11 protein-coding genes are annotated in these 11,762 nt (G+C 64.4%); 9 read left to right on the top strand and 2 right to left on the bottom strand.

Annotated elements, in window-relative coordinates:
• Positions 1–21: 21 nt before the first annotated feature.
• Positions 22–903, bottom strand: a complete 882-nt coding sequence (gene lgt, locus ACT17R_RS13775; RefSeq protein ID WP_062902012.1) for a prolipoprotein diacylglyceryl transferase — start codon at positions 901–903, stop codon at positions 22–24.
• A gap of 77 nt (positions 904–980) precedes the next feature.
• Here lgt and ACT17R_RS13770 point away from each other — a divergent pair, with 77 nt between their 5' ends.
• The 9 genes from ACT17R_RS13770 (at position 981) to ACT17R_RS13730 (ending at position 10,476) form a co-directional block, all read left to right on the top strand.
• Positions 981–2,684 carry a class I adenylate-forming enzyme family protein gene (locus ACT17R_RS13770; protein WP_062902013.1) on the top strand — a complete coding sequence of 568 codons (1,704 nt, stop codon included), beginning with the start codon at positions 981–983 and terminating at the stop codon, positions 2,682–2,684.
• A gap of 47 nt (positions 2,685–2,731) precedes the next feature.
• Positions 2,732–3,589, top strand: a complete 858-nt coding sequence (locus ACT17R_RS13765; RefSeq protein ID WP_062902014.1) for a cytochrome b/b6 domain-containing protein — start codon at positions 2,732–2,734, stop codon at positions 3,587–3,589.
• Positions 3,586–4,356, top strand: a complete 771-nt coding sequence (locus ACT17R_RS13760) for a molybdopterin-dependent oxidoreductase (protein WP_234179433.1) — start codon at positions 3,586–3,588, stop codon at positions 4,354–4,356. The genes ACT17R_RS13765 and ACT17R_RS13760 overlap by 4 nt, the downstream gene beginning before the upstream one ends.
• A 43-nt stretch (positions 4,357–4,399) precedes the next feature.
• Positions 4,400–5,635 carry a class I SAM-dependent methyltransferase gene (locus ACT17R_RS13755; protein ID WP_444809614.1) on the top strand — a complete coding sequence of 412 codons (1,236 nt, stop codon included), beginning with the start codon at positions 4,400–4,402 and terminating at the stop codon, positions 5,633–5,635.
• A gap of 624 nt (positions 5,636–6,259) precedes the next feature.
• On the top strand, positions 6,260–7,477 hold the full coding sequence (locus ACT17R_RS13750) for an argininosuccinate synthase (RefSeq protein WP_062765536.1): 1,218 nt from the start codon (positions 6,260–6,262) through the stop codon (positions 7,475–7,477).
• The gene (locus ACT17R_RS13745) at positions 7,474–8,124 is read left to right on the top strand and encodes a DUF1345 domain-containing protein (protein WP_444809613.1); all 651 of its coding nucleotides are present in this window, start codon (positions 7,474–7,476) and stop codon (positions 8,122–8,124) included. Before ACT17R_RS13750 ends, ACT17R_RS13745 begins: the two co-directional genes overlap by 4 nt.
• A gap of 102 nt (positions 8,125–8,226) precedes the next feature.
• On the top strand, positions 8,227–8,409 hold the full coding sequence (locus ACT17R_RS13740; RefSeq protein ID WP_444809612.1) for a hypothetical protein: 183 nt from the start codon (positions 8,227–8,229) through the stop codon (positions 8,407–8,409).
• 112 nt (positions 8,410–8,521) lie between these two features.
• The gene (locus ACT17R_RS13735; RefSeq protein ID WP_062903144.1) at positions 8,522–9,523 is read left to right on the top strand and encodes a threonine aldolase family protein; all 1,002 of its coding nucleotides are present in this window, start codon (positions 8,522–8,524) and stop codon (positions 9,521–9,523) included.
• On the top strand, positions 9,520–10,476 hold the full coding sequence (locus ACT17R_RS13730; protein ID WP_062902019.1) for a DMT family transporter: 957 nt from the start codon (positions 9,520–9,522) through the stop codon (positions 10,474–10,476). The genes ACT17R_RS13735 and ACT17R_RS13730 overlap by 4 nt, the downstream gene beginning before the upstream one ends.
• Here ACT17R_RS13730 and murA read toward each other — a convergent pair.
• Positions 10,473–11,756 carry a UDP-N-acetylglucosamine 1-carboxyvinyltransferase gene (gene murA, locus ACT17R_RS13725; protein WP_003049268.1) on the bottom strand — a complete coding sequence of 428 codons (1,284 nt, stop codon included), beginning with the start codon at positions 11,754–11,756 and terminating at the stop codon, positions 10,473–10,475. The genes ACT17R_RS13730 and murA overlap by 4 nt on opposite strands.
• Positions 11,757–11,762: the final 6 nt, after the last annotated feature.

The raw sequence follows: 11,762 nt of genomic DNA, 5'->3' as shown, positions 1-11,762 counted from the left end.
TCGTCGGGGGTCGGCGGTCCGTCAGGCAATGCTGTCGGACCCCGCGACGGGTTCGACGCGCTGGCGCCGGCCCTTGGCGGTGGCAACGAGCCAGATGCCGGCGAGCAGCATCGGCACGGTCAACCACTGGCCCATCGACAGGCCGGTCATATCGACGACCCACTGGCGCTGGACATCGGGCTCGCGGAAATATTCGACGACGAAACGGCTGACGCCATAGAGGATCGCGGCCATGCCGAACAGGAATCCGGGCTTGTAGCGCGCATCGGTGCGCCAGAAGAACCAGGCGAGCACCGCCATCATGACGATGCCTTCCAGCCCGGCTTCGTAAAGCTGGCTGGGATGTCGCGGGTCCATCGTCCCGCTTTCGGGAAAGATGATCGCCCACGGCACCGTCGTGGCGCGACCCCACAGCTCTCCGTTCACGAAATTGGCGAGGCGGCCGAAGAAGAGGCCGAAGGGCACAACGCACGCAACATAGTCGCAAAAGCGCAGAAAGCTGAGCTTCTCCTTGCGCGTCACATACCAGATCGCGACCAGCACGCCGAGCACGCCGCCGTGCAGCGACATGCCGCCGTCCCAGAGGCGAAAGACCGCGGCGGGGTCGCGAATGTAGGATTCCAGATTGTAGAACAGGACATAGCCGATGCGTCCGCCCAGGATGATTCCCAGCATCGCATAGAAGATCATGTCGTCGGCGTGACGGGGCGCCATCGGCGAGCCCGGCTGGTCGATCAGCTTGGTAAGATACCAATAGCCGACGAAAATGCCCGCGAGATAGGCGAGGGCGTACCAACGGATCGGTAGCCCGAATACCGAAAAGGCAATCGCGCTATTGTCTCCCATCAGGTCATGGAAGTTCACATATTGCGTTGCTTCGGCTAGGGTTGCAAAAAGAAACATATATTCTCGGAACCTTCCCCAGGAGAGGGCTTCCCCATAAGGGGTAAGCGCCACGAGACCAAGAGGAGAGATACAGGATGCCATCCGCGCTCGATCTGCGCCTGGACGCCGCATATGAACTGATCACCGGCCCGGGCGGGCCGATCCAGGTCGGATCCATCGAAAAGGACGGGCGTTCGCTGCCCTTCATCACCAATGCGCCGACGAATCTGGGCGACTATGTTGCGTTTTTTTGTGCGCAGCATGGCGACGCCACCTTTCTGGTCGAAGGCGATGAAAGGCTGAGCTTCAAACAGGTCTATGCCGCCGCGCGGAAAGTTGCGGCGGGACTGATCGAAACGCACGGCGTCGCGCGCGGCGACCGTGTCGGGCTGGCGATGCGCAATGCCAATGTCTGGTGCGTCAGCTACCTCGGCATCCTGCTTGCGGGCGGCTGCGCGACCCTGCTCAACGGCTGGTGGCAGGGCGGCGAGCTGGCCGCGGGAATCGAGGATGCGGAGGCGAAGCTGGTGATCGCCGATCCGCAGCGCGCGGCGCGACTGGCCGAACCCGGCGTGACGCACAGTGCCAAGGTCGTGACGCTCGACATCACGCGCCCGATCGCCGAAGCGATCGCGCCGGTCAGCGGCAGCGCCGACACCGCCTTGCCCGCGCTGACGGGTGATGATCTGGCGACGATTCTCTTTACCTCCGGTTCGACGGGTCAGTCGAAGGGCGCCTATTCGCGTCACCGTTCGGTGGTCCAGGCGATCTTCAACTATGTCACCCAGACCGCGAGCATCGTCCATCTTCTGACCGAAGACGGGCAGATGTCCGATATTCAGCCCGCGACGCTGATCTGCACCCCGCTGTTCCACGTCACCGCCGAAATCCCGGTGTTCCTGCAAAGCTTCGCGCTCGGCCGGAAGCTTGTGCTGATGCCGAAGTGGAATGCCGAAGAGGCGATGCGGCTGATCCAGGACGAACAGGTCAATTATTTCGTCGGCGTGCCGCTGATGAGCTACGAGATTCTCGTCCATCCGAACCGCAAGAATTACGATCTGTCGACGTGCAAGAGCTACGCCGGCGGCGGGGCGCCGCGCCCGCCCGAACATGTGAAGCGCCTGGCGACCGAAATGGGCGAGGGCAAGCCGCTGCTCGGCTATGGCCTTACCGAAACCAACGCCGTGGGCTGCGGCATCATCAACGAAAATTACGTCGAAAAGCCGCTTTCGACCGGCCCGGCGTCGAAACCGCTCGTCGATCTTGCGATCCTCGACGACAATGGCGCGGCGCTCGCGCAGGGACAGGTCGGCGAAGTATGCATCCGGTCGATCTGCAATTTCGAAGGCTATTGGAACAATCCGGCGGCGACCAAGGCGGCCTTTTTCGACAATGGCTATTTCCGCACCGGCGACCTCGGCTATCTTGATGCCGACGGCTATCTGTTCATCGTCGATCGCAAGAAGGACATCATCATCCGCGGCGGCGAGAATATCAGCTGTCAGGAGGTCGAGGCGGCGATCTACGAACATGCCGACGTCAACGAATGCGCGGTGTTCGGCCTGCCCGACGAGCGGCTGGGCGAAGTAGTCGGCGCGGTCGTGTGGCTGAAACCCGAGAGCAGCGTCGATGCAAACGAACTGACGGCCTTCCTGCAGGAGCGGCTGGCGGCGTTCAAGGTGCCCTATCGCATCTGGATGGCAACCGATGCGCTGCCGAAGCTGGGCAGCGAAAAGATCGACAAGGTCAGCCTGCGCAACAAATATCGCGAGGAATTTGCGGCTCAGCCCGCGGCATGATCGCAACGACGGCGTAACCGGAGAGGGAGCGGGAGCGAATGAGGGATATGGAAGAGGACCAGTCCCCCGTCGCCCCCGCGGCCGCCCCGCCGCCGCGCGTCTATCGCCATCGGCTGCCGACGCGGCTTTGGCACTGGATCAACGCCGCGACGCTGCTCGTCATGCTGATGAGCGGGCTGATGATCTTCAACGCGCACCCGCGCCTCTATTGGGGGCAATATGGCGCGAACTACGACCAGCCGTGGCTGTCGATCGGGTCGAAGGCGAATCGCGGCTACCTCCGCATTGCCGCGGTCGAGATCGACACGACGGGTGTGCTTGGCCGCTGGACCGACGCCAATGGTGCGACGAAGACCTGGGCCTTTCCGGGCTGGGCGACGATTCCCACCAGCTACAGCCTTGCCGACGGGCGGCGCTGGCACCTCTTCTTCGCCTGGGTGCTGGCGATCAGCCTGACGCTCTATATGCTGTGGACCGCGATCGGCGGGCATTTGCGCAAGGATCTGCACGTCCGGCGCCCCGAATGGTCGCCGGGGCATATCTGGCAGGATATCAAGGATCACGCCCGGCTGCGCTTTCCGACGGGCGAAGCGGCGGCGCGGTACAATATCCTGCAAAAGCTCAGCTATATCGGCGTGATCTTCGTGCTGCTGCCGCTGATGATCGCAACCGGGCTGACGATGTCGCCGGGGATGAACGCCGCGGCGCCGTGGCTGCTCGACCTGTTCGGCGGGCGCCAGTCGGCGCGCTCGATCCATTTCATCCTGGCCTGGGCGCTCGTCGCCTTCTTCCTCGTCCATATCGCGATGGTGCTGCTCGCCGGGCCGGTCAACGAACTGCGCTCGATGCTTACGGGCTGGTTCCGTCTGCCGGCCGACAAGCCTCGCGTGGGAGAAAACGCATGACCGGCCTGATCCTGCCGCGACGCGAACTGATCGTCCGCGCGGGCGGTATGGCGGCCGCGCTGCCGCTGCTCGCTGCGTGCGATCGGGTCAACGAGGCGCCCGCAGTGCGCAAGATCCTGTCGATGGGCGAGGAGATGAACCGCGCCAGCCAGCGGGCGCTGACGGATCGCGACGCCCTCGCCCCCGAATATGGCCGCGCCGACCTGTCGCCCGTCTTTCGCGCCAACGGCACCCGCCTGCCCGAAGGGGCAGACTATGCCGCGCACGCCGCGAACGGCTTTGCCGACTGGCGTGTTCGCGTATCGGGGCTGGTCGCGCGGCCCTTGTCGCTGTCGCTCGCCGATTTGCGGGCGATGCCGCAACGTCGGCAGATCACCCGCCACGACTGCGTCGAGGGCTGGAGCGCGATCGCCGAATGGATGGGGCCGCAACTGCGCCAAGTGTTGGCAGCGGCAGGGGTGCGCGATGCGGCGCGCTATATCGTCTTTCATTGTGCCGACCGGATCGGAGGCGCGGCTTATTATGAAAGCTGCGACATGGTCGATGCGCTTCATCCGCAAACCATCCTTGCGTGGGCGCTCAACGGATCGGTATTGCCGATCGCCAACGGCGCGCCGTTGCGGCTGCGGATCGAGCGGCAGCTCGGTTACAAGCATGCCAAATATCTGACCGGCATCGAAGCGGTCGCCAGCCTCGAAAAGGTGGGGGCGGGGAAGGGCGGCTTCTGGGAAGACCGCATTGATTATGAATGGTATGCGGGTATTTAGGGGGCCGCAGGGGGCAGGCAAGACGCAAAAAAAGGTCGCACCCATGTCCATTCTCCGCCCGTTCCTGGCCCGCGTCATCCGTCACGGCCAGCTGACCGTCCTGTCGCCGGACGGGAGCAGCGAAAGCTTCGGCGCGCCAGCCGCCGGCTATCCCGAAGTGACGGTGCGTTTTACCACGCGAAAGGGGATGCGCCGCATCATCCTCGATCCGCGGCTCGGCGCCGCCGAAGCCTTCATGGACGGCGAGATGGAGATCGTTCAGGGCGATATCATGGAGCTGATCGGCCTGCTGCGCGCGAACACGCCGTGGGACCGCGGCGCAAAGCTCAAGGACAAGACCGCGCTCGGCGAATGGATCGAGGGGATGAAGACGCGGCTCAATTCGATCAACCGCCGGCGCTCGTCGCGCGCGAATGTCGCGCATCATTACGACATCGGCAACGACCTCTACCGCCTCTTCCTCGACAGCGACATGCAATATAGCTGCGCCTATTGGCCGCGCCCCGACATGACGCTGGAGGATGCTCAGGCGGCGAAAAAGGCGCATATCGCGGCCAAGCTGGCGCTCGCGCCGGGGCAGCGCGTGCTCGACATCGGCTGCGGATGGGGCGGCATGGCGATCGCCCTCGCGCAGCTCGAACGGGTCGAGGTGCTGGGGATCACCCTGTCCGAAGAACAGCTCGCGCTCGCCCGCGAACGCGCCACGGCGGCGGGTGTGGCCGACCGGGTGCGCTTCGAACTGATCGACTATCGCGACCTTGCCGAGCGCGAGGTCGGGGGTTTCGACCGGATCGTGTCGGTGGGCATGTTCGAACATGTCGGCGCCGCCAATTTCGAAACCTTCTTTCGCGCCTGCGCCAATCTGATGACCGCCGACGGCGTGATGCTGCTCCACACCATCGGCCGTTTCGGTAAACCCGGCGCGACCGACGCCTTCACGCGCAAATATATCTTCCCCGGCGGCTATATCCCCGCGCTCAGCGAAACGGTCGCGGCGAGCGAAAAGAGCCGGCTGATCGTCACCGACGTCGAAACGCTGCGGCTGCATTATGCGCTTACGCTGCGCCAATGGTATGCGCGCACGCTGGCGCATCGGGGCGAGATCGTCGCCATGATGGACGAACGCTTCTATCGCATGTGGACCTTCTACCTGGCCGGCGCCACCGCGGCCTTCGAAAGCGGCGGGATGGGCAATTACCAGATCCAGTTCGCCCGCAGCCGCCACGCCCTGCCGCTGACCCGCGACTATATGGCTGAAGCCGAGGGGCATTATCTTTAGCCTCGCGATGGGAAGGGCGACAGGGGTCTGCTTCGGGGTGGAAGGGGACTTCGCCGCTCACCGCTTCGTGTTCCCCGGCGAAAGCCGGGGTCTAGGGCGTCGAACGCTGACGTCGGTGCCGTAAAGCCCTAGGCCCCGGCCTTCGCCGGGGAACACATATAGATGCTGGGCTCCACCTCAGTCGTCATCCCGGACTTGATCAGGGATCCATTATTCCGACGCTGCGTGAATGGATCCCTGATCAAGTCCGGGATGACGAAGGAAAATAAGTCCGCAACCGGTCGGATGCCGCCATTTCATCCCAGAAAGTCGCTGTCCTACAAAACCGGGTCGCGCTAGCCTCCTGTTTATGCCGTTTATTTCCACCCATATTGATCGCTTCGCCGCTTCGCCGCTTCGCCGCTTCGACCCGATCGCCCCTAAAGCGAAGAGGGAGATAGTTTGACCCTGCGCCTCGGTTCTCTTGTCGCGTTTGGGCTGCCGTTGAGGCCGCCAGCGGCTGCGCGACTATGATTTGCGCGTGAAGTTTCGCAGTTTTCCGTCTCTTTTTCCGATCGGGCCGTTGCGCCGCGTCGGCAGTCCTGCTAGCCGCGCCCGCGTCATTTCCCGCCAGAAGGTGCTGCCATGTCCGAATCCATCAAGCGCGTCGTCCTTGCCTATTCAGGGGGACTCGACACCAGCGTCATCCTGAAATGGCTGCAGGTCACCTATGGGTGCGAGGTGGTGACCTTCACCGCCGATCTGGGACAGGGCGAGGAACTCGAACCGGCGCGGGCCAAGGCCGAGCTGATGGGGATCAAGCCCGAGCATATCTATATCGACGATGTGCGCGAGGAATTCGTGCGCGACTTCGTTTTCCCGATGATGCGCGCCAATGCGCGTTATGAAGGCGATTATCTGCTCGGCACGTCGATCGCGCGGCCGTTGATTTCGAAGCGGCTGGTCGAAATCGCGCGCGAAACGGGCGCCGACGCGGTGGCGCACGGCGCGACGGGCAAGGGCAATGACCAGGTGCGCTTCGAACTGTCCTGTTATGCGCTCAACCCCGACATCAAGGTGATCGCGCCGTGGCGCGAATGGGATCTGACGAGCCGCACCGCGCTGATCGACTTCGCCGAAAAGAACCAGATTCCGGTGCCGAAGGACAAGCGCGGCGAAAGCCCCTTCTCGACCGACGCGAACCTGCTGCACACGTCCTCGGAAGGCAAGGTGCTCGAGGATCCGTGGCAGGAAACGCCCGATTACGTCTATTCGCGCACCGTGAATCCCGAGGATGCACCCGACGCGCCCGAATATATCACGATCGATTTCGAACGCGGCGATGGCGTCGCGCTCAACGGTCAGGCGATGTCGCCCGCGACGCTGCTTGCGGCGCTCAACGACCTTGGCCGCAAGCATGGCATCGGCCGCCTCGACCTCGTCGAAAACCGCTTCGTCGGCATGAAGTCGCGCGGTATGTACGAAACGCCGGGCGGCGAAATCTATGCCCGGGCGCATCGCGGGATCGAAAGCATCACGCTCGATCGCGGCGCGGCGCACCTAAAGGACGAGCTGATGCCGAAATATGCCGAGCTCATCTACAATGGCTTCTGGTTCGCGCCCGAGCGCGAGATGCTGCAGGCCGCGATCGACCACAGTCAGGAAAAGGTGAGCGGCACCGTCCGCCTGAAGCTCTACAAGGGCAATGCCAGCGTCGTCGGCCGCAAGTCGCCGAACAGCCTCTACAGCGAAGCGCATGTAACGTTCGAGGATGATGCCGGCGCTTATGACCAGAAGGATGCGGCGGGCTTCATCAAGCTGAACGCGCTGCGTCTCAAGTTGCTCGCGAAGCGCGATCGGTGACGCAGACGGGCAAGACGGCGATCCGGCGGGCCCGGGTGCCGTGGCGCTTTGTGCTGTTCACCGTCCTGCTCGCCGACATACTGCTCTTTCATCTGCGCTTCGCTTGGCCCGAGGCGGCGCTGCTCGGCTTCGTCACCGCAGCACTGGTCTTCTTCGCAACGCTGGTGCCGCTGTTCCGCGACGGCAATGGCGCGATCCGCGAACAGGCCCAGCGCAACGATCCCGATCAGCTCATCTCGCTCGCGATCACCGTCGCGGTGCTGATGCTTGTGCTGTTCGGCGTCGGCTTCATTCTCCACGGCCGCGCCGACGCGCCGCTGCTCTGGCAGAAGATTTTGGTGCTCGGCACGCTGCTCGTCGCCTGGCTGTTCTTCAACATGGTGTTCGCGCTGCACTATGCGCATCTGTTCTACGCGCCCGATCGCAAGGGCGAGTATCGCGGCGGCATCGAATTTCCCGGCGAGCGCCAGCCCGGATATTGGGATTTCGCCTATTTCGCCTACACGCTGGGGATGACCTTTCAGACCAGCGATGTGGAGATCCACAGCCCGCATTGGCGCCGCATCGCGCTGGTCCAGAGCTTTGCCGCTTTCGTCTTCAACATCGGCGTCATCGCTTTCACGATAAACAGTCTCAGCGGCGGTTGAACCGGATTGCCGGGCCGATGGTCGCGCGACATGCCGTTTCCGGTCTTCATTTCCGGTCGCCTATGCTAATTTGCGGCATGGGGCGGACTCGGAGAACAGCATATGGATGCGCCGCCCGCCCATGATTCCGCCCGTCACGAATGGATGCCCTCCCTTGTCTGGCTGCCACGCTTTGCCCTGATCGTAACGACGCATGGCATCGCCACGCGCCTGCTACTGCCCGGCGCTTATTATGTGCGCTGGTCGCGCTCGCTGGGCCGGAAAATCTATCGCCGTCGCCATTAACTTCCTTTGGAAAGTATATTGTCTCGATTTCGCGAACGAATGGCACTGAATTTCACAAATAACGGCTTAGCATGACGTCACATCCTGCGCTAAGGGCGACGTCATGACCGCCATGCGCTTTTTTTCGGACAATGCCGCCGCCGTCCATCCCGCCGTAATGGAGGCGCTCGTCGCCGCCAATCATGTCGACACCGCCTATGACGGCGACGCGATCAGCCGGTCGCTCGACGCGGCCTTTTCAGACCTGTTCGAAACCTCTTGCGAGGTGGTGTGGATCGCGACCGGCACCGCGGCGAACAGCATCATCCTCGCCCATTTCGTGCGGCCGTGGCAGGGCATCCTCTGCTATGAAGAGGCGCATATCGAAGTCGACGAATGCGGCGCGCCGACCTTCTATTCGGGCGGCGCCAAGCTGATGACGCTGCCGGGCGCGGGCGCGAAGATCGACGCCGATGCGCTGAAGGCGCGGATCGCCGGTATCCGCAGGGATGTGCATCAGGTGCAGCCCGCCGCGATCAGCATCACCAACGCCACCGAATATGGCCTGGCGTGGCGGCCGGACGAAGTGCGCGAAATCAGTGAAATAGCGCGCGCCAATGGCATGAAGCTGCATATGGATGGCGCGCGTTTTGCCAATGCAGTCGCCTTCGCCGGCTGTTCGCCCGCCGATGTGACGTGGCGCGCGGGAGTCGATGCGCTGTCGTTCGGTTTCACCAAAAATGGTGCGATGATGGCCGAGGCACTGGTTTTCTTTGGTGGCAGCGGCGGGGCGGGGGTGCGCGAGCTCAAGAAGCGCGGCGGACATCTGCTCAGCAAGGGACGCTTCGTCGCAGCGCAGATTCGCGCGATGCTGAAGGACGATCTGTGGCTCGCCAATGCGCGCGCCGCCAACGCCGGCGCGCAGGCGCTCGCGCAGGCGTGCGGCGACCGGCTGATGCACCCCGTCGAGGCGAACGAACTCTTCGTGCGGCTGAGCGCCGAGGAAGCCGCCGACCTGCGCGCCCGGGGCTTCGACTTTTACGATTGGGGCGAGGGCGCCGCTCGTCTTGTCACGAGCTGGGACCAGGATGCCGCCGCAGTGGCGCCGCTCGCCGCCGCGATCGCGGCGCTATGACCGCACCGTCGGCGTCGCTGCTCAGCCCGCGCGTCCTGCTTCCCTTTGCGCTGGTAACGCTGATCTGGGGGTCGACCTGGATCGTCATCAAGGGACAGCTTGGCATCGTACCGCCGAGCTGGTCGGTCACCTATCGTTTTGCGGTTGCGGCGGCGGCAATGTTCGCCTTTGCCGTCGTCCGCCGTGAGCAATTGATGCCGGGTCCGCGCGCGCTGGCATTTGCCGCCATGCTCGGCGTCGCGCAATTCGCCTTCAACTTCAATTTCGTCTACCGCGCCGAACAGCATATCACGTCGGGGCTGGTGGCGGTGCTGTTCGCGTTGCTGATCGTTCCCAACACGTTGCTTGGCCGCCTGTTCCTCCGCACGCCGGTCGAGGGGCGCTTTCTGGCGGGGGCGGGGATTGCGATCGTCGGGGTGGCGATGATGATCCTGCACGAATATCGCGCCGCCGCGCTCGACGCGCACGCCGTGCTGATCGGAACCGCGCTCACCCTGTCGGGGGTGCTCAGCGCCTCGATTTCCAATGTGATGCAGGGGACGCATTTCGCGCGCGCGCAGTCGATGATCGTGATGATCGCGTGGGCCATGCTGTTCGGCGCGCTTGCCGACGGCGCCTTTGCGTGGATCACCACCGGTCAGCCGCAGATCGAGGCGACGCCGGCCTATATCGGCGGCGTCTTCTATCTCGGCGTCATTGCGAGCGCAGTGACCTTTCCGCTCTATTTCGGCGTCATCCGCGCGGTGGGGCCGGGCCAGGCGGCGTGGTCGAGCGTGCTCATACCGATCATCGCGATGGGCTTTTCGACCGCGCTCGAGGGGTATCACTGGGCGCCGCTGTCGATCGCGGGCGGCGCGGTCGCGCTTGTCGGACTGGTGATCGCGGTCGCGAAACGGCCTGCCAAACCCTCCGTCAGCGGCAATATGGTGTCGATGCCGGTCGAGAGCGACTAGCCCGCGCTGATCCGTTCGATATCGGCGCCGACCGCCTGCAGCTTTTCCTCCAGCCGCTCATAGCCGCGGTCGAGGTGATAGACGCGGTTGACCTCGGTCTGGCCCTGCGCCGCCAGCCCCGCGATGATCAGGCTCATCGATGCGCGCAGGTCGGTCGCCATCACCGGCGCGCCGACCAGATGATCGACGCCGCGGACGATCGCGGTGCGGCCCTTGACCTGGATGTCGCAGCCCATGCGCGCGAGTTCGGGGACGTGCATGTAGCGGTTTTCAAAGATCGTCTCGGTGAACAGCGAGGCGCCCGTACCGAGCGTCGCCATCGCCATGAACTGCGCCTGCATGTCGGTGGCAAAGCCGGGGTAGGGCGCGGTCGATAGCGTGACGGGCTCGGCGCGGCCGTCCATAGCGACGCGGATCCCGGCCTTGGTCGTCTCGACCGTCGCACCGGCTTCGCGCAGCGCGGCGAGCGTCGCTTCCATCTCGTCGGCCTTGGCACCGACCAGTTCGACATCGCCCTGGGTGATCACCGCGGCGCAGGCGTAGCTGCCCGCCTCGATGCGGTCGGCCATCACGCGATAGGTCGCGCCATGCAGGCGGTCGACGCCTTCGATCGTCAGCGTTTCGGTCCCGATGCCGTCGATATGCGCGCCCATCGCGACCAGGCAGTTGCACAGATCGACGATCTCGGGCTCGCGCGCGGCGTTTTCGAGAACGCAGGTGCCCTTGGCGAGAACTGCCGCCATCACCGCATTTTCGGTCGCGCCGACCGAGACGACGGGGAAGGTGAACTTGCCGCCGGCAAGGCGCCCGCCGGGGGCGACGGCCTTCACATAGCCCGACGCGAGCTCGATCTCGGCGCCGAACGCTTCCAGCGCCTTCAGATGCAGGTCGATCGGGCGATTGCCGATGGCGCAGCCGCCCGGCAGCGACACGGTGGCTTCGCCCGCGCGCGCGAGCAGCGGGCCGAGCACGAGGATCGACGCGCGCATCTTGCGGACGATGTCATAGGGTGCGACGGTCGAGGTCAGCGTCGTCGCGCGCGCGGTCATCACGCGGCCGAAATCCTCGGGCCGCGATCCTTCGATCGTCGTCGAACAGCCGAGCTGGTTGAGCAGATGCCCGAAGCCATCGACGTCGGCGAGCCGCGGCAGGTTGCGCAGGGTCAGCGGCTCGTCGGTCAGCAGCGCACAGGGTAGAAGGGTGAGCGCGGCGTTCTTGGCGCCCGAGATGGGGATACGGCCCTTGAGTCGCTGGCCGCCGCGAATGACGATCTGATCCATCGGGCG

Source organism: Sphingopyxis sp. Q841 (assembly GCF_052384365.1).
In the GTDB taxonomy this organism is placed as follows: Bacteria; Pseudomonadota; Alphaproteobacteria; order Sphingomonadales; family Sphingomonadaceae; genus Sphingopyxis; species Sphingopyxis terrae_A.
The sequence above is the reverse complement of the archived record's forward strand: the minus strand, read 5'-3'. Positions and strand labels throughout refer to the sequence as shown.